The 22,317-nt window shown below is 62.6% G+C and carries 20 protein-coding genes and 1 tRNA gene; 10 read left to right on the top strand and 11 right to left on the bottom strand.

What is annotated here, in order from left to right; all coding sequences use genetic code 11:
* Window positions 1-23: 23 nt before the first annotated feature.
* Entirely contained in the window at window positions 24-1,196 is a 1,173-nt protein-coding gene (locus ABD112_RS00990) for an IS481 family transposase (RefSeq protein WP_343922366.1), read from the top strand.
* A 24-nt stretch (window positions 1,197-1,220) separates the two neighbouring features.
* On the opposite strand, the gene ABD112_RS00985 is transcribed toward ABD112_RS00990, so the two are convergent.
* A tRNA-Leu gene (locus tag ABD112_RS00985) sits at window positions 1,221-1,302 on the bottom strand.
* A 142-nt stretch (window positions 1,303-1,444) separates the two neighbouring features.
* Here ABD112_RS00985 and ABD112_RS00980 point away from each other — a divergent pair.
* On the top strand, window positions 1,445-2,512 hold the full coding sequence (locus ABD112_RS00980) for a TauD/TfdA family dioxygenase (protein WP_343922365.1): 1,068 nt from the start codon (window positions 1,445-1,447) through the stop codon (window positions 2,510-2,512).
* Between the two features lie 21 nt (window positions 2,513-2,533).
* Here the strand turns inward: ABD112_RS00980 and ABD112_RS00975 are convergent, their stop codons facing one another.
* From ABD112_RS00975 to ABD112_RS00955, 5 genes are all read right to left on the bottom strand, one after another.
* The gene (locus tag ABD112_RS00975; protein ID WP_343922363.1) at window positions 2,534-3,376 is read right to left on the bottom strand and encodes a hypothetical protein; all 843 of its coding nucleotides are present in this window, start codon (window positions 3,374-3,376) and stop codon (window positions 2,534-2,536) included.
* Window positions 3,377-3,468: 92 nt separating this feature from the next.
* Entirely contained in the window at window positions 3,469-4,422 is a 954-nt protein-coding gene (locus ABD112_RS00970; protein WP_343922362.1) for a DUF2510 domain-containing protein, read from the bottom strand.
* A 203-nt stretch (window positions 4,423-4,625) separates the two neighbouring features.
* Entirely contained in the window at window positions 4,626-5,027 is a 402-nt protein-coding gene (locus ABD112_RS00965; RefSeq protein ID WP_343922360.1) for a roadblock/LC7 domain-containing protein, read from the bottom strand.
* Window positions 5,024-5,602, bottom strand: coding sequence for a GTP-binding protein (locus tag ABD112_RS00960; protein ID WP_343922358.1), 579 nt, complete (start codon window positions 5,600-5,602; stop codon window positions 5,024-5,026). The genes ABD112_RS00965 and ABD112_RS00960 overlap by 4 nt, the downstream gene beginning before the upstream one ends.
* Window positions 5,603-5,782: 180 nt before the next feature.
* Window positions 5,783-6,685, bottom strand: coding sequence for an EamA family transporter (locus tag ABD112_RS00955; protein WP_343922356.1), 903 nt, complete (start codon window positions 6,683-6,685; stop codon window positions 5,783-5,785).
* Between the two features lie 93 nt (window positions 6,686-6,778).
* On the opposite strand from ABD112_RS00955, the gene ABD112_RS00950 reads away from it, so the two are divergent.
* The gene (locus ABD112_RS00950; RefSeq protein WP_343922354.1) at window positions 6,779-7,288 is read left to right on the top strand and encodes a MarR family winged helix-turn-helix transcriptional regulator; all 510 of its coding nucleotides are present in this window, start codon (window positions 6,779-6,781) and stop codon (window positions 7,286-7,288) included.
* Here ABD112_RS00950 and xylB read toward each other — a convergent pair.
* Complete coding sequence (gene xylB / locus ABD112_RS00945) at window positions 7,276-8,673, bottom strand: xylulokinase (RefSeq protein ID WP_343922352.1); 1,398 nt, start codon at window positions 8,671-8,673, stop codon at window positions 7,276-7,278. The genes ABD112_RS00950 and xylB overlap by 13 nt on opposite strands.
* Before the next feature lie 129 nt (window positions 8,674-8,802).
* On the opposite strand from xylB, the gene ABD112_RS00940 reads away from it, so the two are divergent.
* On the top strand, window positions 8,803-10,209 hold the full coding sequence (locus ABD112_RS00940; RefSeq protein ID WP_343922350.1) for a GH1 family beta-glucosidase: 1,407 nt from the start codon (window positions 8,803-8,805) through the stop codon (window positions 10,207-10,209).
* 78 nt (window positions 10,210-10,287) lie between these two features.
* Here ABD112_RS00940 and ABD112_RS00935 read toward each other — a convergent pair whose 3' ends face one another.
* The gene (locus ABD112_RS00935) at window positions 10,288-11,937 is read right to left on the bottom strand and encodes a SulP family inorganic anion transporter (protein WP_343922348.1); all 1,650 of its coding nucleotides are present in this window, start codon (window positions 11,935-11,937) and stop codon (window positions 10,288-10,290) included.
* The gene (locus ABD112_RS00930) at window positions 11,934-12,299 is read right to left on the bottom strand and encodes an ArsR/SmtB family transcription factor (protein ID WP_343922346.1); all 366 of its coding nucleotides are present in this window, start codon (window positions 12,297-12,299) and stop codon (window positions 11,934-11,936) included. The genes ABD112_RS00935 and ABD112_RS00930 overlap by 4 nt, the downstream gene beginning before the upstream one ends.
* Before the next feature lie 195 nt (window positions 12,300-12,494).
* On the opposite strand from ABD112_RS00930, the gene ABD112_RS00925 reads away from it, so the two are divergent.
* The 3 genes from ABD112_RS00925 to ABD112_RS00915 are packed head-to-tail and all read left to right on the top strand — an operon-like array spanning window position 12,495 to window position 15,525.
* The gene (locus tag ABD112_RS00925) at window positions 12,495-13,727 is read left to right on the top strand and encodes a TadA family conjugal transfer-associated ATPase (RefSeq protein ID WP_343922344.1); all 1,233 of its coding nucleotides are present in this window, start codon (window positions 12,495-12,497) and stop codon (window positions 13,725-13,727) included.
* Complete coding sequence (locus tag ABD112_RS00920; RefSeq protein ID WP_343922342.1) at window positions 13,724-14,590, top strand: type II secretion system F family protein; 867 nt, start codon at window positions 13,724-13,726, stop codon at window positions 14,588-14,590. Before ABD112_RS00925 ends, ABD112_RS00920 begins: the two co-directional genes overlap by 4 nt.
* Window positions 14,587-15,525, top strand: a complete 939-nt coding sequence (locus tag ABD112_RS00915) for a type II secretion system F family protein (RefSeq protein WP_343922340.1) — start codon at window positions 14,587-14,589, stop codon at window positions 15,523-15,525. Before ABD112_RS00920 ends, ABD112_RS00915 begins: the two co-directional genes overlap by 4 nt.
* Here ABD112_RS00915 and ABD112_RS00910 read toward each other — a convergent pair.
* Together ABD112_RS00910 and ABD112_RS00905 are read right to left on the bottom strand one after the other, a co-directional pair.
* Entirely contained in the window at window positions 15,522-17,126 is a 1,605-nt protein-coding gene (locus ABD112_RS00910) for a GTPase family protein (protein ID WP_343922338.1), read from the bottom strand. The two genes, ABD112_RS00915 and ABD112_RS00910, sit on opposite strands and share 4 nt — an antisense overlap.
* The gene (locus ABD112_RS00905; RefSeq protein WP_343922336.1) at window positions 17,123-18,883 is read right to left on the bottom strand and encodes a dynamin family protein; all 1,761 of its coding nucleotides are present in this window, start codon (window positions 18,881-18,883) and stop codon (window positions 17,123-17,125) included. Before ABD112_RS00905 ends, ABD112_RS00910 begins: the two co-directional genes overlap by 4 nt.
* Before the next feature lie 112 nt (window positions 18,884-18,995).
* Between ABD112_RS00905 and ABD112_RS00900 the strand changes: the two genes are divergently transcribed.
* The 3 genes from ABD112_RS00900 (at window position 18,996) to ABD112_RS00890 (ending at window position 22,255) form a co-directional block, all read left to right on the top strand.
* Window positions 18,996-20,063 carry a Gfo/Idh/MocA family protein gene (locus tag ABD112_RS00900; protein WP_343922334.1) on the top strand — a complete coding sequence of 356 codons (1,068 nt, stop codon included), beginning with the start codon at window positions 18,996-18,998 and terminating at the stop codon, window positions 20,061-20,063.
* A gap of 65 nt (window positions 20,064-20,128) precedes the next feature.
* Window positions 20,129-22,009, top strand: coding sequence for a BCCT family transporter (locus ABD112_RS00895; RefSeq protein ID WP_343922332.1), 1,881 nt, complete (start codon window positions 20,129-20,131; stop codon window positions 22,007-22,009).
* A 63-nt stretch (window positions 22,010-22,072) separates the two neighbouring features.
* A complete protein-coding gene (locus tag ABD112_RS00890; protein ID WP_343922469.1) occupies window positions 22,073-22,255 on the top strand; it encodes a hypothetical protein in 183 nt (60 codons plus the stop codon).
* The last annotated feature ends 62 nt before the right edge of the window (window positions 22,256-22,317 follow it).

The raw sequence follows: 22,317 nt of genomic DNA, 5'->3' as shown, positions 1-22,317 counted from the left end.
GACATCATTCACAGTGTTGAGATGTGTCGAAAAATCGAATCATCGTGACCTCAGTCGTTATCGAAGGCCGCACGAAAGCTGCTGTGGCCCGCGACTACGGTGTGACCTACCGCTGGGTCCACACCCTCGTAACCCGCTACCTCACCGGCGGATGGGACGCGATCGAACCACAATCTAGACGCCCCAAAACCTCGCCCAGTCGCATCAGTGCCTCGCTGGAAGCCGAGATCCTCCAGCTTCGACACGAACTCACCGCGGCCGGTCACGACGCCGAGCCCCACACCATCGCCACGCACCTCCACCGACACCACGGAACAACACCAGCAGTCTCCACCGTCTGGAAAACTCTCAAACGCCACGGACTCATCACCGCGCAACCCAAGAAACGGCCCCGCTCTTCCTACCTCCGGTTCGAAGCAGAACTCCCCAACGAAACCTGGCAATCAGACTTCACCCACTGGAAACTCGCTAACGGCACGGGCATGGAGATCCTCACGTTCCTTGATGACCACTCCCGACTTGCACTCTCGGTAACCGCCTACCGGGTCGTAACCGTCACCCACGTTCTGGCCGAATTCCGAACCACAGTCGCCCAATACGGGCCCCCAGTATCCACCCTCACCGACAACGGCCTCGTATTCACGACCCGCGTTCGCCAGGGCAGGAACACCTTCGAGAACGAACTCAACCTCCTCGGAATCGATCAAAAGAATGGCCGCCCGAACCACCCTCAAACCCAAGGCAAAGTCGAACGCTTCCAGCAAACCCTCAAAAACTGGCTCACCAAACAGCCCCGAGCCGACACGATCGAAGAGCTGCAGCAGCAACTCAACACGTTCACCGACTACTACAACACCGTCAGGCCGCACCGTTCCTTGGACCGCACAACCCCCGTCGAGGCCTACACCGCGCGCGGAAAAGCAACGCCCGCTGGCACCGACGGCCACTGGCGCATCCGAGATGACCGCATCGATGAATCCGGAGTCGTCACGCTGCGCTACAACTCAAGACTCCACCACATCGGAATCGGCCGCGCCCACAAAGGGGAACGAATCAGACTCCTCATCCACAACCGAGACATCCGAATAATCAACACCCGAACCGGTGAACTACTCCGCGAACTAACCCTCGACCCCGAGATCGACTACCAACCCCAGAAAACACAAAACGCCCTCCCGAAGGAGAGCGAAATGTGAACCATGTCTCGAGACATGACATTGTGCGGAAGGCGGGACTTGAACCCGCACGCTCGAAAGCACAGGAACCTAAATCCTGCGTGTATACCAATTTCACCACTCCCGCTGGCCGGATAATCTTATCGCGTCTCTGGCCACTCTGGTTTCGCCTTTGAGATTGCTTGATCTTTGCTGTGGGCAGCCCTGTTTGGCCCCGCCATCCTCGTCTTTTGGTGGTCTGAGGGTGTAATTTGAGATATGTCTTCCCTATGGAGACGAAGTCCGCGATCGCGCCTGCCAAGAGCCAATCAAGCCACTGCTTGCGCGCCGCACGAAGCAAGGAGAGCGACATTACCGTTCACGAGCTCCAATCGAGCCTGTTCACTCTCGATTCGGCCAACGCCGAAGCGATCCGTACCGCTGCAGAGCGTATTACCGCTCACCCTAATGAGAGCCCTGATGACTTCGGTCGCCAGGCTCTTGCTGCAGCGTTCAGTTTGCCTGAAGAGGTCCGTGCAGCTGTTCTGAATTTTGCTGAAGTCGGCTCTGAGGCCGGCATCATGGTTGTGCGTGGTCTGTATGTCGATGAAGACCTGTCAGACACCCCGCTAGACAACAAGAGCGGACTCGGTGCTCGCACCGTTTTCGCTAAAGAGATGGCAATGCTTGCCCACCTTCTCGGAAGCATGGTTGCTTACGAGGCTGAAGGCAACGGCCACCTCATCCAGGACATGGTTCCGAACCCGAAGCTTGCTGTCACCCAGCAGTCGCAGGGCTCGAAGGTTGAACTTGAAGCTCACACCGAGCAGTGCTTCTCTGACTTCAAGCCTGACTATGTCATCCTCGGTGCACTCCGCGGCGATGAGAACGCTAAGACTTATGCGTTCTCGGGGCGCAAGCTTGTGCAGCACATGTCAGCAGAAGATGTCGCCAAGCTGCGCCAGCCACTGTGGGCAACCACGATCGACGAATCGTTCCAGCCGTACATTCCTAGCCCGGATGCCGTGCGTGGCCCGTTCCCGATCCTCACCGGTCCAGAAGACGACCCATACATTCTTGTCGACCAGGACCTCATGCACGGCATCACCGCTGAAGCTCAGCGCCTGCTCGGTCGCGTCGTCGAGACGTACATCGAGAACCGCGACGCCCACGTGTTGCAGCCGGGTGACCTGCTCATGCTTGACAACTTGCGCGCCATGCACGGCCGCTCGATGTACACGCCTCGTTTCGACGGCAAGGACCGCTTCATCGCGCGCGGCTTTGTGGTGCGCGACCGTCGCAAGCTCTGGCCTCAGTTGCTCGAAGACCGCCGCACACTCGCAGCGGTTCACAGCTAAAGCAACTCAGCGAAAAGCTAGCTAGTTCGTTACGACGCGGGTCGTCTGCTCAGGCAGGCGGCCCGCGTTTGTGCGTCGCGGGACAATTGCGAGGAACAACGCGACAACAGCGCACACCTGACCGAACATCCCGAGCAGGGGGCCGGAGCTGGCAGAGTCGCCTCCGCCGACGGAGAAGGTGTCCGCGAGGCCCATCCCCATCGAGAAACCGGCGATCCAATGGAAACCAGCGGTGAGGCTCACGATCGCGAGGCCGCTGACGAGCATCCCGCGCATCCTGATGATCTGCGCAAACACGGGCGACACTGTGAGCGCACCGAAGGCAAGAGCGACAAGCGGCCAGAAGATCGCCCACACCCAGCTGAAAAAGTCTTGGGGGAGCTCATGGGCGGCCGTCATTGCGGCATAGATTTCGTCGAGCGAGAGATTTGGCATCTTGCTCTGCGGGTTCCACGCGTAGATGTGCAGAATCCCGATAGCAACTACGCCAACGGTGGTGAGGAAAGTGGCGGCGCTCACAAGTAGCCGAGACCGCTTGCTGGGCGGTTCAGGAGTCGACGCTGTCATAAGGGAAGGTTCTGGCTCGGGCATCTCGTGCGGCAGCGCCGAGAGGCGTCGAGAAGCTCGCGTGTGCGCGACGATAGCGCCTACGGTCACCATGACAGCAAAGGTCAGCAGGATGAGCGACAGAATTCCGAAGGCGGTAGTTGCAGTAGCCATTAGTGAACTAAACGGCGATCGCTGACCATCGGGCGCAGGATACGTGCCCCAAAGGAACTGATTCACGCCGAGGACTGCCGCACCCAGATAGGCGGCTGTTGCCCAGCGGGCGCGGTGAGAAGCGGGTGGTGAGAGCTGGGCCATGGATCAACTCTAGGCGCGCGGCATCCGAAGTCGAGAACTATTCAGCCGAGCGGGCGAGCCGGGTAAGAATCCCACCTGCTCGGCTGAACGTACTACTTGCTGTGACGACCGCGTAGGCGAGCGAAGAACCCGCGAGGTGCCGGCGCCGGAGCTGGGGCGCCGATCTCGTCATCGCTGGCGCCCGGAAGTACCCGCAGAATATTCATGAGGCTGAGTGCTGCAACGAGTGCGTGTGCCGAACTCGGTTCGGTTCCTGCGATCGCCGAGAGTTCCTTCGCCGACAGCGGTGCGTGGCTCAGGATTGACGTCATGCGCAGCTGATCGGCGTCATGCGGCAGGCTCGTGATGTTGGGCCAGCGGCGCAGGCGGTAGCGTGCGCCGTCGGTGAGCCAGGGGGCAGGAGAGTGGGCGTAGCCGTTGAGGCCGACCATCCACAGCAGGGCGCTCAAATCGAAACCGGCGCCGGTAGGCATGATCACGTGTTCGCGGACGTGGCTGCGGATGTTGATGCTCACCGGGGTGGCGGGGAAGCCCGTGATTTCCGCCTTCCACCAGTACGAACGCTCGAACACATCAATGACGAGCATCGGAAAGCTGGATGAGGTGATCGCCAACACGGTCGGCTGCTTGTTGCTTGACGCGATCTTGATTGCCTCAGCAACCTGCGCCCATTCCGAGGCGACAACAGTGAGGTCACCCTCGTCCTCGACAGAGTCGCGGAAGCCGACCGTTGGGTCGCCAGCGGTGGTCGAGTCAACAGCTTCTTCGGGCAGCGGCGCTTCGAGCTGGCGCAGCGTGCTCGTGAAGGTTGTTTCAGGAGGAACGGCGCCACCCGTCGTCGCCGACTCGGGTTCGGCAGCGGCGTGTGTGGTGGCGTCGTCCTCAAGCAGGATGGGGTCGGCAAAGTCAACGATTTGGTGCACGAGTGGTGCACGCGCTCCAGAAATCTGGTCGGTCCACGTGTGGTTGTCCCACCAGCGCAGCTGGGGGAGTCCAAGCGGGTCGGGGTACCAGCCGGCGGGGATCTGAGTTGTGTATGTAGTCATCTTCACGCCTCCTGCGTGAATTGCTGTGCGGTGCCGAGGGTGCACCGCGGTCATGCTTGCGGGTAAAATCCTCGATTCAGCTGGCGATCTGTGGGTTAGACGGGTGATCGTTCGCTGTTCGTATTTCCTAGTTCTGCTTCGGGTTGTTCGGGTTGTTCGGGTTGTTCGGGTTGTGCTGGTTGTTCGGGTTGAACGGTGGGGTCCTATTCGACCGTGAGAAAAACGGTGAGCCTTCGTGCGGTTCGCCGAGCAGCAGCAAGTGACTTGCCGATGGTTTGTTTGTCGGTGAAGAGGGCTGCGAGTACCAGCGGGTGGCCGTCTACTCGTACCTGCACGACGTGGCCCTGCTCGGCCGCGACGATCACAAACTCGTTGTCTCCGAGTTGCAATTCCCTTGCGACAGCATCGGCGAGGGCCTGAGTCGAACTGGCCATGCTCGCGAATCGATTGCTGTCGAGTTCGTTGCCTTCCACGCTGACTACGCTGAAACCGTCTTCGGTGAGGATGGTGGCGTAGCCCAGCGATGGGGCAAGATCTTTGAGACCGCTGAGGGCAAGTTCACCGCGCGATATGTAGGTGGGGTCGAGGTGGGTCGCGATAGTCATCGTGCCCTCCCTGATGTGAGGCGCGGGTTGGCTGTGACGGCCTGTCTGAGCTCGACATTCGCGACCAGCGTCATTAGCAGCACGTTCATGTCAGCGTTTGAGCGGGCATCCACCGTGAATACGGGGATTAGAACGTCAGGCATTTCGTCTGCGAGGGCGTTGGCGTACTCCTCGATCAGTGTCTGGGGCACAAGGTCAGCGCGAGTGAGGCCGATGACAATTCCGCCACGCTCATAGAGCGCGAAGAACTCTTTGACGAACTCGATCGCAGTCTCGACAGGGTTCTGGGCGTCCGCGTTGACGAGCAGCACTAGGCCTTCGGCGCGTTCGGCGAGAATGCTCCACATGAAGTCGAAGCGTCGCTGACCGGGGATGCCGTAGAGGCGAACTTTCTCTGCCGCGTTGACGCTGATTTCGCCGTAGTCGAGAGCGACGGTGGTGGTTGCCTTGTCGGCAGAAGCGCGGTCGCTGTTTGTGGCCTCAGTGCTGACGACTTCGATCTCGCTGAGGGCACGGATGGCAGTGGTCTTTCCTGCACCCATGGGTCCTGCAAACAGGATTACATGTTCTGACATCTGATACCTCCCCCCAGAAGTTGTTCTTATGCTTCTTTCTTACTGAAGCATGCAAGCCCCCGATGCGGGGTAGTAGACCCCCGTTTGGGTGTCGGTGGAAATCGCCCTTATAAACACTGGATAGAACGTTCTGTCTGTCCCCTCAAAACGTGGCAAGTTTCCCGGTAGTTCGGGCGATTTCTAGACCATTTCAGCGGGGTACACCGGGGTACGTTTTCTCGAGTACGTTGCGCTCCGTGACGGAATTTGGGCTCCGACAATTGCGGTCAAAGCGAGAGCGAATCCGATCAACTGCAGGGTGTTGAAGCGCTCCCCAAGAATGATCGTGCCGAGCGCAGCGGCCGTCAGCGGTGAGAGCAGTCCAAGCACTGCGACCGATGTCAATGGGACGATGCGGATGCCCCTGAACCAGAGGGTGTAGGCCACGAGTCCGCCGACAATGCCGAGCCACGCGTAGCCGGCGACAGCTGGCGCATCCAAACTTGAGGGAAAGCCTTCGGCGAACACAGTGATGGGCAGCAGGACAATCCCGCCTGCGGTGAGAAGCCACCCCGCGTATCCGAGCGCTGACACCTCGGGCGGCTTGCCCCAGTGCTTCGACAGGGTCACGCCGACGGCCATGGATGCTGTGCCCGCGAGCCCGGCAATCAGGCCGAGGGTGTCGAGTTGGGCAGTCGCTCGCAGCACAACTAGGGCTACGCCGAGTGCTCCGACTACGCCCCAGATCACGAGTCGCCACGGTGCGCTTTGGCGCAGGATAGTGACGACGAGTACGGCAACGATGAGGGGTTGGGCGGCGCCGAGGGTTGCGGCAACTCCGCCGGGGAGGCGGTAGGCGGCGATGAAGAGCAGGGGAAAGAACGCGCCGATGTTGAGCACGCCGAGCACGAGTGATTTCCACCACCAGGCGCCGGTTGGCAGCTGGCGGGCGAGCGCGAGGGCGATGAGGCCGGCGGGCAGGGCACGCACGAGGGAGGCGAATAGCGGATGCCCGTCGGGCAGTAGCTGCGTCGTGACGATGTAAGTCGTGCCCCAGGCGATGGGGGCGATTGCGGTAAGCAGGGTGGCGCGAAGCTGTAACATGATTCCTCAATGCTAAATAGTTGAACGTTAAACAATCTAGACAGTTATGCTGGGTTCGTCAAACAATTCAACGTTGAGAGATCGGAGAGAGTTATGGCAGACAGCGTCGACCGCATTCTCGCCCAGTGGGCAAACGTGCGCCCCGAACTCGACGTCTCGGCCATGGGCGTGCTCGGTCGGCTCTCCCGACTCACCCGGCTGCTCGAGCGAGCGCAAAGCGACGTCTTCGACACGCACGGGCTACAACCGGGGGAGTTCGACATTCTCGCCACCCTGCTGCGATCGGAGGCCGGACCGCGCGGTCTTACCGCCGGAGCGCTGTCGGGCAGCGCTATGGTGACCTCGGGCGCCATCACCAACAGGCTCGACCGACTCGTCGCCAAGGAGCTGATCTCGCGCGAAGTCGACCCCGAAAATCGCCGCACCGTGCGCGTCGCTCTCACCGCGCGAGGCGCTGAGGTGGTCGAGGCGGCGCTCGCCGATCACGTCGACAATGAAGAGCGGCTACTGGAGTCGCTCAGCGTTGCTGACCGGCGCCAACTCGAGAGGCTACTGCGTGGGCTGCTCGTCGTGCACGAGGCTGATGCGACTCAGGCTGAGTAGAGCGCGTACTGCTCCCGAATCACCGGACGGTGGTCGGATGCCGGATCTGCAACGGTAGCGATGCTCCACTCTGGCCGGACACCGGCCAACACCCACGCGGCTTGAGTCGCGGCACCACGGGCCACATACTCGCCGGGTTCGGGGACAACCACGGGAACGTTGAACACCTGCGAGGCGATCGTAGAGACGGCGGGATTCTGCGCAGCACCACCGATCAGCAGGATGCGCGTGGCTGAGACTCCTTGCTTGCGGAGGGCGTCGAGGCCGTCAGCGAGTCCACACAGTAGGCCCTCGATCGCGGCGCGTGCTAGTGACGAGCGGGTCGTCGAGGCGAGAGTCATCCCGAACAGGGTGGCCGTGGCATCCGGAAGGTTAGGGGTTCGTTCGCCCTCGAAGTAGGGCTGGAGTACGAGACCGCCTGCGCCCGGTTTTGCGTCGAGCGCGAGCGTGCCGAGTTCGTCATGCGTGACCCCGAGCAGCGCTGCGGTGCTGTCGAGCACGCGTGCCGCGTTGAGTGTTGCCACCAGGGGAAGGAAGTTGCCGCTGGCATCCGCAAACCCGGCGACAGTTCCTGTGGGGTCTGGCACCTGCACTTCGGCGACAGCGAAAACGGTACCGCTGGTGCCGATTGAGACAACGACGTCGCCGGCGCGAGCGCCAAGCCCGAGTGCGGCAGCAGCATTGTCGCCGGCGCCGCAGGCAACAACCACTGGGGATTCGGCGAGAGTGCCGACGGTCTCGCCGGGGGCAACAATGCGAGGCAACACCACGTCAGGCGCGGCTGAAGCCCGCCCGAGTGCGGCAGCAAGAATCTCACGGTCGTAGCTATTGCTCACCGAGCTGAAATAGCCGGTGCCGCTCGCGTCAGAGCGATCGGTCGCGAGCTCAGCCAGCTGGGCGTTCTCCGGACCGAAGCCTCGAAGTCGCCACGTCAGCCAGTCGTGCGGCAAACACACCGCGGCAACGCGGGCAGCATTCTCTGGCTCATTGTCACGCAGCCAGCGCAGTTTCGTCGAGGTGAATGAAGCGACCGGCGTCGAACCGGTGCGCTCGGCAAGATCGGGGAACTCAGCGATGAGGGCGTCGGCTGCGGCGGCAGAGCGGGTGTCATTCCAGAGCAGGGCGGGGCGGATGACGCGGCCGGTGACATCCAGCACGACCATGCCATGCTGCTGTCCTCCGACCGATACCGCGGCAACGTCGTCGAGTCCTCCAGCTTCGGCGATGGCCTCTGTGAGGGCCGACCACCATGCCTCGGGATCAACTTCGGTGCCTGCGGGGTGGGACGCGCGACCGGTGCGAACGAGCGCTCCGGTCGCGGCATCCACGATGACAACTTTGCAGGATTGGGTTGAGGAGTCGACGCCCGCTACGAGTGCGGTCATGTGGGGCTCCCGAGGGTTCTTGGCGACATCGACAATAAGTTTTCTCAAACAACATACTGCGGAGTTCACTGCGACGTCAATTGCGTCGCTGACGGCAAAATAGCAGTCCGCATCATTACGCTGGTGAGTATGGCTGACTATCGAGACTCCGGGCTGGTATTTCCGCCGAACTTTGTGGTTGGTTCAGCGACGGCCGCCTATCAAGTTGAGGGTGCTGCTCGCGATGGTGGCCGCACCGAATCCATCTGGGACACCTTCAGCCACACCCCGGGTAAAACCTGGAATGGTGACACCGGCGACGTGGCCGATGATCACTACTACCGCTTCGAATCAGACCTCGATCTCATGGCCGAGCTGGGTCTCGACGCCTACCGCTTCTCCATTTCGTGGCCACGTGTTCAACCCGGTGGCGCCGGTGCGATAAACTCCGAGGGAGTGTCGTTCTACTCGCGACTGGTCGATGGTTTATTGAGCCGCGGCATCCGCCCCATCGCCACCCTGTATCACTGGGATCTGCCTCAAGAACTTGAGGATGAGGGCGGCTGGCCAGAGCGCGACACGGCGCTGCGGTTTGCTGACTACGCCGAACTCGCGGCCACCGCGCTTGGCGATCGCGTTCACACCTGGACGACCCTCAACGAGCCGTGGTGCTCGGCCTACCTCGGGTACGGTTCTGGCGCGCATGCTCCTGGTCGCACGGATGGTGCTGACGCCCTTGCCGCGGTGCATCACCTCAATGTGGCGCACGGCTTGGCGGTTCCGCGCATCCGTGCCGCCGCCAGTAATTCGCCTGAGGTGTCGGCGACTCTCAACTTCCACGTGATTCGGGGCGAAGATGCCGAAGCGAAACGTCGTATCGATGCACTCGCGAACCGGGCGTTCACGAGTCCGATTCTGTTGGGTCGGTACGACGATGACCTCATCGCTGACACCAGTGACGTGACAGATTGGTCGTTCGTTCATGAGGGCGATCTGGCGAGCATCCACCAGCCGCTCGATTTCTTAGGTGTCAACTACTATTCGACCGTCACCGTGCAGATGTGGGATGGCTTGACAGTGCGCAGCAACAATGACGGCCACAAAAATATGGGCGGATCACCGTGGCCCGGCAGCCGTGACGTCGAGTTCTTGGAGCAGCCTGGCCCATACACCGCAATGGGGTGGAACATCGCGCCCGACGGCCTCGAAGAGTTGCTCGTTGACCTTCACGAACGCTTCTCGGATCTGCCGCTGATGATCACCGAGAACGGTGCCGCCTTTGATGATGAGGTGACGGATGGGCGGGTGCACGATCCCGACCGGGTCGACTATCTCAACCGGCACTTCACCGCCGCCCACCGCGCGATCGAGCGGGGCGTCGATTTGCGGGGATACCTCGTCTGGTCGCTGCTCGACAACTTCGAGTGGGGCTTCGGCTACTCGAAGCGTTTCGGCATTGTGCGCGTCGACTACGACACTCAGGAGCGCATCCTCAAAGACAGCGGGCGGTGGGTTTCGGAGGTCGCGAAGTCGAAGGTGACGCCAACGCTCGGTTGATGTGGTCAGCGCAGAGCCAGCATGCCGGACGTGGCAGGTAACCGGCTTCACGCGTGCGACTTCCGGCGAGCGACTGCGTCAGCCCTGCGCGGCGTCGCTCGCGGGCATCGACCGCCGGATGTGCGACCGTCCATGCTCAATCGCGGGCTCGAGCTCCGCGAACAGATGGTTGGGGTGTCTCAGCGAGCTGATCACTCCGAGCCGTTTCAGCACATCCAGATGTTCGGGGCGGATGCCCTTGATGATGACGGTTACGTGGCGCTTCTCGAGGGCGGTGATGAGTTCGGTGAGGGTGTGGGCGCCGGTGGCGTCGATCAGATGTAGCTGGGAGAGGCGCACGATCGCGACTTCGAGTCCTTCGTGTTCGTTGATGCGGTCGATGAGGCGCTCTGCGGCGCCAAAGAATAGTGAGCCGTCGATGCGGAAGAGCGCGATGCGTTCGTCACCGGGTTCGGGGGAGCCGGGCAGTTCTTCGCGGTGCACGCCGCTGGCCTTGCTGAGCGAACGCAAGGCGAAGAAGGCGGCAACGGCAATGCCGATGCCGACCGCGATGATGAGGTCGAAGCTCACGGTGATCACGCCGGTGATAACGAACACGGCAGCTTCGGATTTGCCCGTGCGCAGCATTGTCTTGATAAGGGTGGGAGAGACCATTCGGGCGGCGGTCGCCATGAGAACGCCCGAGAGTGCTGCCAACGGGATGACTGCGACGACCTGCGCGGCGAGGTAGACGACGGTGAGCAGTGCGAGGGCATGCACGACCGCTGACAGGCGAGTGCGACCCCCGGACCGCACGTTCACGGCGGTGCGGGCGATGGCGCCGGTGGCCGGCATCCCACCAAAGAAGCTGGAGGCGACGGATGCCAACCCCTGGCCGACGAGTTCGCGGTCGGCGTTGTAGGGCCCGGTGTCCGACATGCCAGCGGCGACGCGGGCAGAGAGGAGCGATTCGATTGCGGCGAGGGCGGCAACGGCGAACGCTGGGCCGATCAACGTGGTGAGGTCGAAGTCGAAAGACGGCACGGTGGGCGAGGGAAGCGACGCAGGCAGTTCGCCGATGGTCACGAGGGGCAAGGAGAGTGCTTGCGCGATGATCGTGACGATCGCGATGGCGATGAAGGAGGCGGGGAGGCGCCCGCTGATGCGCGAGAGCAGCAGCATGATGGCGATCACGGCGGCGACGACGGCGAGTGGCAATAGGGCGGCGGGCCACTGGGCGGCGGTGATGAAGGCCGCGGCGGCGAGCACCGCGTTGGTGGAGTGTTCGGTTCCTTCGGTGCCAAGCGCAGAGGGCACTTGCTGCAGGAAGATGATGATTCCGATGCCGACCGTGAAGCCTTCGATGACGGGCCAGGGGATGTAGCTGACGGTGCGGCCGAGTCGCAGCACACCCGCAATGACGACAATGACCCCCGCGAGCAGGGTGACGATCGCGACGGCTTCAACGCCGTGACTGACGACGATGGGTGCGAGCACCACGACCATGGCGCCGGTCGGGCCAGAGACTTGAACGTTGGAGCCGCCGAAAACCCCCGCGACGATTCCGGCAACGATGGCGGTGATGAGCCCGGCTTCGGCACCAACTCCGGAGCTAACGCCAAAAGCGAGAGCCAGTGGGAGGGCGACGATGCCGACGGTGATGCCCGCGAGCAGATCTCCGCGCCAGCTCGTGCGCAGCTCGCGGTAGTCCTTGAGGCTCGGTAGAAGTGACCGCCATGACTTCTTCATTGGGCATCCGGAATCGCAGGGAGGCCGGCAACGAGGGCGCGCTGGGTGTCGGTATCGGTGAGAATCTCGCCAAGCAGCACGCGAGCAACGCGCAACAGCTCGGCAATCTGGGGGAGTGCGAGGTGGTAGTAGACGACACTCGCGCGGCGTTCGGAGACGACGAGACCGTAGCGCCGCAGCACGGCGAGGTGCTGCGAGAGGTGGGAGGCTTCGAGCCCGGTGGCGGTCAGCATTTCCGTTACCGACGCTTCGTCGTTGCTCGACAAGATTTCGAGCACACGGATGCGGTACGGATGCGCGAGCCCCTTGAAGAGGTTCGCCTTGATTTTGTAGAGCGGCCTGCGCTCGTCGAGAACGACCATTGCTGTGCTCCTGATCGGTGCGTGCGATGCGGTTGTGACAGCTCGTGATCCTTCACTTGCTGAATTGATGTAATCATCATATCAGTGATCGTGATGCGACGAGCCTGCCGGTGGCGCGAGCAATTCCCTCACGATCACAGCGCCACCTGTGGACAACAAACCAGCAACTAGGCGCCCACTCCGCACAATATGAGCATGTCTAACGCCTTGACGACCATCGCCGACCAGGTTCGCCAGCGGGTGCGCCGTGACGGGGTTGATCTTTCGAGAGACAGCGAACTTGCGTCGCGGTATGTGCGCGATGAGGTGCGACGCTACAGCGAGCGTGCTCTTGGCGGCTCAGTGCCGTTGCTCGCGGATGAGGCTCAGGCCACCCGCGAGGTCGTGGCGGCGCTGACCGGGTACGGTCCGCTCCAGCCGTTCTTCGACGATGACACGGTCGAGGAGCTCTGGATCAACGGCCCCGAGCACGTGTTCGTTGCTCGCAATGGTGTGCCTGAGTTCACCGGCATCCGTCTCACTGATGGTCAAGTGCGTGACCTAGTCGAGCGGATGCTGCAAACCTCGGGTCGTCGCGTCGACCTCAGCTCTCCGTTCGTTGACGCGTCGCTGCCCGATGGTTCGCGATTGCACGTCGTTATTCCGGATGTCACGAGGCGCCACTGGGCGGTGAACGTGCGCAAGTTCAGCCAGCGCATCCGCGATCTCGATCGCCTCGTTGAGCTCGGCAGTCTCACCCAGCACGCGGCCGACTACTTGCGGCTGTGTGTGCTGTCTGGACAGAACATTGTGGTGTCGGGGGCGACCCAAAGTGGCAAGACAACGATGCTCAATGCGTTGTTGGCGGCGGCGCGACCGAACGAACGCGTGGTCACTGTCGAGGAGACCTTTGAACTGAGCGTGCCCAGCCACGACAATGTCAGCATGCAGTGTCGCCAGCCCAGTCTCGAGGGCACCGGCGAGATTAGTTTGCGTCGCCTCATCAAAGAGGCATTGCGGATGCGCCCCGATCGCCTCGTTGTCGGTGAAGTGCGCGATGCCGAATCGCTCGACCTTCTCATCGCGCTCAATAGCGGGCTGCCGGGCATGTCGAGCATCCACGCCAACAGCGCTCGTGAAGCACTGGTGAAGCTCTGCACCCTTCCGCTGCTCGCCGGCCGCAATATCGACTCCAGTTTTGTGGTGCCAACGGTAGCGAGCTCGGTGGATGTTGTCGTGCACTGTGAGCTGACCTCGAACGGCACCAGACGGGTCGTCGAAATTGCGTCACTCAGTGGTGAGGTCAGTGACGGGGCGGTCGAAAGCAGTGCTCTCTTCCGCACGGTGCGGGGCACACTCATTCACACGGGAGCGGTCCCCGCCCGGCTCTCCAAATTCGAGGCCGCCGGAGTCGATCCGGTTTCCCTGCTCTTAAAGGCTGTCGCGTGAGTCTTCTGCTGGGCATCGCGCTCGCGGTAGGCACAGTGCTTATCGCCGCGACCTTCATGTGGCCGGTTCGACGGGAACGACAACAGCGAGGTCAATCCGCGTGGTCGCTCCGGATGCGGGAACGACTAGTGCAGGCAGGGCTGCCCACGACAAGTCCCGTAATTGTCGTAATCGTGTCACTCGTTTTCGCCATCGCTGTCGGAGCGCTCACCGTCGTCCTCACGTCGGTTCTCGCGGTAGTGGTGTGTGCAGCGGCGACTGCACTCCTAGCTCCGATGCTCGCCATCAGTTGGCGCGCGCGAGTCCGGCGCAGAGCGACCCGCGTGGTGTGGCCAGATGTCGTCGACCAGCTCGTATCGGCCGTGCGTTCGGGGCTGGCGCTTCCCGACAGTCTTATGACGCTCGCTCAGACTGGTCCGGCCGTGACTCGCAGTGCATTCGTCGCGTTCTCCCAGCGCTATCGCTCTACTGGCAACTTCTCCATCGCTGTCGACGAACTGAAGATGGGGCTCGCAGACCCGGTCGCGGACCGCATCCTTGAAACGTTGCGGATGTCGCGCGAAGTTGGCGGCAGCGAACTCACCAACGTTCTGCGCAGCCTCAGCGTCTATTTGCGTCAAGAAGCAGCGATTCGTTCCGAGATCGAGGCACGGCAGTCGTGGGTGATGAACGCGGCCCGCCTGGGGTTGGCGGCCCCCTGGGTGGTGTTGTTCTTGCTCACCACACGCCCCGAGGCGGCACTCGCGTATAACTCACCCGGCGGTATCGCGCTTATCGTCGCGGGTCTTGCCCTTTCTGTTGTGGCCTATCGGATCATGGCGGGCATCGGCCGACTTCCTGAACAGCCGAGGTGGTTCGCATGAGCGACTCTCTCGCCTGGGCGGTCGTCGCGGGCATCGCTGGTGGACTGGGGCTCTGGTCGATTCTCAGTCTCATTCCCCGGCTAAGTCGACCGACTCTCGCCAATCGTGTTGCGCCCTACGTGATCGATGTTTCGGCGGGAGCCCGCGAGCACGTCGCTCCGCGTTCGGTCGGGCCTCTGCCAGTGCTGGGCGTGCTGTTCGTTCCGGCCGTTCGCTGGCTGCGCGAGACCCTCGCGTCAGTTGCGGGCGGCGGCGATCAGATCGCGCGACGTCTGCGCCAGGCAGGCTCCGAGATGAGCGTGGAGGCCTATCGTTCGCAGCAGTTGCTCGCAGTGCTTGGCGGAGCGATGCTCGGGGTCGTCTTCGACGTCACAATTGCGAACGCGCAACACGTTCCTCTCATTGCGCAGGTCGTTCTCGTGATTGTGGGTGGCGTGCTGGGAATCACGGCCCGCGACTATTTGCTTCAACGCTCAGCCAAGAGCCGCATCCGTCGTCTCACCGCCGAACTGCCTGTCGTACTCGAATTTCTCGCGCTCAGCCTTTCCGCCGGTGAAGGAATCTTGGATGCCGTGCGCCGCGTCTCGCAAGTGAGCGGCGGCGAACTCTCCCGAGAACTCGCCCGCGTCGTCTCCTCCGTCAACACTGGCTTGCCGTTTGGCGAGACCCTCGGCGTGCTCTCGCGGGAACTTGAGCTGCCGCCATTTGGGCGCTGCGTCGACCAGATCTTGGGAGCGCTCGATCGGGGGTCCCCGCTGTCAGAGGTACTGCAGGCCCAGGCTCAGGATGCTCGCGAAGAGTCCAAGCGCGAACTGCTCGAGCTAGCGGGTAAGAAAGAGGTCGCGATGCTCTTCCCCCTTGTTTTTTTGATATTACCCATCACGATCGCGTTCGCGATCTTCCCCGGCATCTTCGTGCTGCAGGTAGGGTTCTAGCGCCGAGCTACCTGGAGTGCAGCGGACACCTCGCGCGCCTGATCTAGCGCTGCTGACACTGGTGCCACTACGGCGCGCTGCACAACCTCATCCACCGAGGTCAGCAGTCGTTTGCGGGCACGGCGTCGGCGACCGACGGCAGTGAGGGCACTGAGCGCGGCAGACAGCAAGCCAAGCAACACCCCAACCAGCACAGCCGCGATCAGTAGCAGTGTCGGGATGGCCCAGCCTTCAAGCGGCCCGGTCTCGACCGTGGGGATGAGCAGCGCAGGTAGCCCGAAGGTTGGCAGCAGCGCCACCCCGACCAGCCACAGCGCGCCAGCCAAACCGGCCACGACCGTTACCCACTGCACGATGCCGACGAGCACCCACCACCAGGAGCCGCGGGCGGGCAAGTTGGTGCGGGCGATGGCAAGGTCGAGTTCGGAGGGCAGAGCGTCGAGAGCCTGCTCGGCCGTCGTGCGCACGCTGGCCCGCCACGGGGCAGAGACCCCGGAAGCCGCGTCATCAGCGAAGGCGCGTACCGCCATCGACATGCCGGCCTGTGCCCCGGCGCTCAGCAAAGGCATGCTCGTGCGGTGTACTTCGGGATCATCGCCACGACGCTTCGGGCCGAGCCCCAATCGCGTGAGCGGGTCGGCGCGCAGACGCCCGATCCACGATACGAGTGGCCAGCCAGTGGCTTGCCCGGCGCGCTTGCGGTACGAGCGAGCGACAGCGGATGCCACGATCTCGACCCCGGCAGCGGTGCCCACTTGGTCGCGCAGACGAACCGTATTCTTCGCGTTCAGTCGGGGCGGCGAACCCGGATCGTCGATGCGCGCGGCGAGCGTTTGTACGTCGGCGGTGAGCCGAGCATCCCGAACCGCACGGGAAGCGGCGAGGTCACCGATCGCTGTGCGGAGAGCGTCAATACCCTCGAGTGTGCGAGCACTCACGGGCAGCACCCGAGCACGCTGCAGGCCATCGCGCTCGATGATTGCCTGCAGCGACTTCACTACAGCGGTGCGATCGGCGGGGCTCAGTAGATCAACCTGATTGAGCACCACGAGGGTCACCGCGGCGTGCCGAGCGTGGGGCGCAATGAATTGGGCATGCAACACGTCATCAGCATATTTCTGCGGGTCAACGACCCAGATGAGGGCATCCACCTGACCCGCCAGCCGCTCGGCAACCGCACGGTTGCTGGCCTCGACCGAATCGACGTCGGGCAGGTCGACGAGCACAAGTTTGCTTGCGCGCTTGTCGATCGGCGTCGAGCGCTCGACACGCTCGCGCACATCGAGCCAGTCGAGCAGCTCGGTGGAGCCCGAGGCATCCCACGTGACGGCAAGGGGCTGCGATGTGGTCGGGCGCCGCACGTGGGCGACCGCCACGTCCTCACCCACGAGGGCATTGACCAGACTCGATTTGCCCGATCCGGTCGCGCCGAAGACGCCAACCACGGTGTGCTCCGGTGAGCGTGATCGCCGCGCCTCGGCCTGGCGCAGAAGCGCCCGCGCTTCGTCGGTGATCGCGCTGGGGATACGCCCAGCGCCCGCCTCGGTCACCGTACGCAGAGCGGCGATGCGCTCGTCGAGCGTCGGCTTGGCGGCGCTCACGAGTCGTCCCTCGCCGCGCGCGCAACGTCGTCAATCAGCACCTGCGATTCGCGGCGCAGCGATTCGGGGTTTGCCCCGAAACGCAAAGGCTCCAACGCGGAGCCCAACCGCGCCACTTCGGTGTCGAAGAGAGTGCGCACGCGCTGCTGCAAGTCGAGGCGCGCTTCGCTCGCGAGGTGGCGCACGGCATCCTCGCCGAAGACGGTCTCAAGAAGTTTCTGGCCGAGCACCGCTGAACCACCAGCGATCGCAATTTCGCCCCCGGTGAGTCCACCGGTCGAGGCAAAAACGACGATCATGAGCGCCACGGTCACCACATTTAGGCCGAGCGAGAGCACCCGGGCCCGGATGCGCTTATTGCCAGCGTTGTCGTGAATGAGCTGCATGAGTGCACCCTGCCACTCGCGAATCATCGCGGTAGTTGCCTGACGCAGTTCCGGGCTTTCTCCTGAGAGTTCGGGATGCTGCTCAGCGATCGTGCGTCCAGAAGCGGTGCGCTCAAGGTCTGCCCACACGGCCGCCGCAGCGCGCCCGGCCTGGTCGACTATGACGGCGTGCAGGCCCGTCTCGATCTGTGTCTCTACCTCGACCACGGGGCTCGGCTTGCCCGTTATCCACGCTGTTGCCCTGTCGCGCGTGCGCGAGAACCACGAATCAACTTTGCGAAAGAAGTCGGATGTTCCGACGAAGTCTTGCCAGCGCGCCAGCACCTCACCGCGCATCAGTGCGCCGTTCTGGGTCGCGGCATCCACCGCATCAATCGCGGTGTCGTAGTGCGCGGCGGCGGCGGCGTGCGCGGAGTCGAGCCAGTCGAGTTGCTGCTGGCGGGCATCCGCAATGAGGGTCACCTGGCGGTCGAGGTCGCTGATCGCACCGCTCAAGGTGCGCGCGGCGATGCGAGTGCGGGCCGCGCGATCCCCAGCGATTCCTTCGAGCCACGCACGCGGGCCTTCGACGGCGCTACCGGGAAGCATGCCGAGCGCGTCGAGTGGCTGCTCGTCGATGGAGAACACGGGGGCGTCGGCGAGGCCACGGTCTGCGAGCATGGTGCGCAGGTCGGGCAACACCTCAGCCGCAGCACCGGGCGGTACACGATTGAGCACGATACCCACGGTGATCGATCGGGCCGCGGCATTTTCGAGCAGGCGCCACGGCACGGCGTCGGCATAGCGGTTGGCTGTGGTGACGAACAACCACAGGTCTGCGGCAGCGAGCAATTGGGTGGCAAGGGCACGATTCTCGTCGGCTACCGAGTCAATATCGGGCGCGTCAATAATCGCGAGCGAACGAGGAACGCTTTCGTGCTCCAATAACATGAGCTCGCCAATGCGAGACTCCTCAGGGGCGGCTCCTGCGCTCGAGGCCGGCGTGCCTGGCGAGCTTATCCGCCCGCGCACTCGCGCGAGTCCGGGCAGAATGCGATCGCTCGCAAACCACCCCGCATCAACGGGAGCGTGCACAAGAATCGGCTGACGAGTAGTGGGGCGGATGACTCCAGCCCGAGTCGTGGCGACCCCGAGCAAGGCGTTCACGATCGTCGATTTGCCCGCCCCGGTAGACCCGCCGACCACCGCAAGAAGTGGCGCATCGAGGTCAGCTAAACGCGGGCGAATGTAGTCGTCGATCTGGCGGACTGCTGCAGCCGCGGCCTCGCGCTGAGCCACGATGCCGTCGAGCGGCAAGGTCAGCCCCGCATCAGCAAGAGCGGCCCGCAAGCGCTCGAGTGACATTATTGCGGGCGCACTGTTGTCAGTCACGCCTTAAGCATGCCGGGTGCGGGGCCAGTTCGCTAACTTTTGTTGTGTGGAAAGACGACCGGTACTAGAGCGCAGCTCGGGTTCTAGACTGGTCGAGGCCTGCGGCAAGCGGGTGGCACGCACAACGACAAGGACCCTTTTGTTCCCCACCACGTTCCCTGCCCCGATCGTTCCCGCTGCTGACTCGGTTCCTGCACTGCGCTGGGGCATCATCGCTCCCGGTGGAATCGCCGCGACGTTCGCCGCCGCCGTGCAAGCCCACACTCACCAGCAGCTCGTCGCGGTAGCATCCCGCAGCCTCGATCGCGCCCAGGACTTCGCCAACACCTGGGGCATCGCCAAGGCCTACGGCGACTACGCAGAACTGCTCGCTAACCCAGACATTGACGCTGTCTACATCGCAGCACAGCAACACGTGCACCTCGACCTTGCTCTACAGGCCATCGCCGCAGGCAAGCACATCCTGGTGGAGAAGCCCTTCGCCATGAACGGCGCCGAGGCTCGCGAAATTGTGGCCGCAGCACGCGCCGCCGGCACTCTCGCAATGGAAGCAATGTGGACCCGCTACCTGCCGCAAACATCCGTGATCAGCCAACTTATCGCCGATGGCGTGCTCGGCGACATCCAACTCGTCACGGCAGACCACGGGCAGAATATGCCAGATGGCCACCGTGTGCGCTCGCTAGAAAGCGGGGGAGGTGCTCTACTCGATCTGGGAATCTACCCGATCGCCTTCGCCTCACAAATCCTCGGCACCCCCACCGCCATCCACAACGTTGGCTCCCTCATCGAGACCGGTGTGGATGGGCAGTCGCTGCTGACATTCAGCTACGCGAGCAGGGCCCAAGCGCAGCTCAACACAACCCTCCTTGCGCGCACTCCCATCACCGCATCCATCGCGGGAACGGATGCACTGCTTCAGGTCGGCGGAGCGTTCTTCACGCCCAGCAGCATGACTCTCTCCCAGCCTGGATTCAATGGTGAGTCGATCCATTGGGCAGACGAATCCGGAATCGTTGCGCATCGGGGCCTCAGCTATCAGGCAACAGCCCTCGCCGGCTACGTAGCAGCCGGCCTGACTGAATCACCCGTGCACTCGCTCGATGAGACCGTCGCGATCCTCGACACCATCGACAGTGCGCGCTGGCAGCTGGGCTACCGCTTCGAGTCCGAAAAATAGCGAGCGCGAGGTTCGCGGCGAACACCAGTTAGTCATCGTGCGATCTGTATTCTTGTAAGCCTCATATGAGTCTCAGACACAGACTCAGGCGATCGGAGATTACAGTGACCGCAGGATCGACCCTTCCCACCAAACCAGGGGTGCCGGGGCGACCCAAAGCAACGCGTCTGTTGGCGCCGTGGGTGTTCTGGCCTGCGGCTGGGCTGATCATCGTGGTCACCGCGTTCTCGATGATTGCACCGAAGATCGCCAAGACAGTATTCGACACCCTGCAGTCGAGCGTCATCAACTCGTTCAGCTGGTACTACGTGCTGATCGCTGCGTTCTTTGTGGCGTTTGCGCTGTGGCTCGGGTTCAGTCGCTACGGCGACATCAAGCTCGGTAAGGATGATGACAAGCCCGAGTTCTCGATGATCTCCTGGATCTCATTCCTCTTTGCCGCAGGTATGGGTATCGGGCTCGTCTTCTACGGCGTTGCCGAGCCGCTCAGTCACTTCGCGAACCCTCGTCCCGGTGTTACCGGTACCGAGATTGAGCTTGCGCAGAAGGCGATGAGTCAAACCTTCCTCCACTGGGGTGTCCACGCGTGGGCCATCTATGTGGTTGTCGGGCTCGCGCTCGCTTACGCAATTCACCGTCGCGACCGCCCCATTTCCATCCGCTGGACGCTCGAGCCGCTGCTGGGCAAGCGGGTGCACGGCGGTTGGGGCAACCTCATTGATGTCATCGCCCTCGTCGGCACAGTCTTCGGCGTTGCTACCTCACTCGGTCTCGGAGTTCTCCAAATCTCTGCTGGCCTAGAGAAGACCGGCATTGCCGAGTCGAACCTCACCACTCAAATCATGGTCATCGTCGTGATTGTTGCGTTCACGATCCTGTCGCTCGTTTCGGGTATCGGCCGCGGCATGAAATGGCTCTCGACCACCAACCTTCTCTTGGCCGCCGTACTGCTGGTGTTCTTGCTGATTGTCGGACCAACGGCGTTCCTGTTCCGCGAATTCGTGCAGTCAATGGGCAACTATCTGCAAGGGTTCATCGGGCTCAGCTTCAACGTCAGCGCATATGCCGGTGAGGCTGGCGAACAGTGGCAGGCCGGCTGGACTACCTTCTACTGGGGCTGGTGGATGTCGTGGGCACCATTTGTCGGCGTCTTCATCGCGCGAGTTTCCAAGGGGCGCACCGTGCGAGAGTTTGTCGGCGGCGTGATGCTAGTCCCGACCGTTCTCACGTTCCTCTGGTTCAGCGTTCTCGGCGGAAATGCCATCTACCGCGAGCTCTACGGCCAGGGTGGCCTCATTGCCGCAGACGGATCAGTCGATGCCGATTCGGCTCTGTTCGATCTGCTCGCCGGACTGCCGGCCGGCACCGCTCTCACGTTCGGCGCCATCCTTCTCATCGGTATCTTCTTTATCACCTCAGCAGATTCGGGCGCGCTCGTGATGTCGATGATCGCTACCGGTGGCTCCGCAGAACCGCCGAAGCGTATCCGCATCTTCTTTGCACTGCTGGCTTCGTTCTTGGCTATCGCACTGCTCATCACTGGTGGTCTGCAAACCTTGCAGACGGCGGCAATTCTTTCTGCCTTGCCATTTAGCGTGGTGATGCTAATGATGTGTGCGGCTACCGTGACGGCGTTCAGTCGTGAGCGACGCGCCTATGACCGAGCCCAACGTGCCCAATTCGTCGATCACATTGGTGACTTCTACGGGCTCGAAGTCGAGGAGCCACTTCTTCGCGAGCCGGTCCACCCGCTTCGTGCTGCTCTCGATCGCCTACGAAAGAAGGCCGCACAAACTGGCGGCGGAATCTCGCAGGGCACAGAAGACGCAATCCTTGCCGACACCGAATTGCCCTCGCCAGACAACATCGCTCAAGCTGATGCGATTGTCGAAGACGAAGTGCAGAGGTTGCAGGCTGAGCAGGATGGCGACGCCAAGTCCGACTAGCTGTGGAAAAACTGCACACGCGTTTGGGTTCCGCTCGATGATTGCAGAGTGAAATCATCTCAACTGAATCTGAAGAGCGGGCTTACCCGAGGCACCAGAACGCTCACCTCAGAGCGCGGAGACGTGCCGGGCTGGGTGCTGATTACGCTAATGACCGCAGGCCTCGTGATCATTATTTGGGGTCTTGCGGGCCCAGCACTCAGCTCGGTATTTGAACAGGCGATTGATCGCGTAACGGGGTTCTAGTGCGCACGCCTCGTCCGGGTGTCGAGTCTGCGCTGTGGCTTCGGCAGCGGCCTAGGCAGCGT

Origin of the sequence: Rhodoglobus aureus (assembly GCF_039527955.1) — a bacterium.
GTDB lineage: Bacteria > Actinomycetota > Actinomycetes > Actinomycetales > Microbacteriaceae > Rhodoglobus > Rhodoglobus aureus.
The sequence above is the reverse complement of the archived record's forward strand: the minus strand, read 5'-3'. Positions and strand labels throughout refer to the sequence as shown.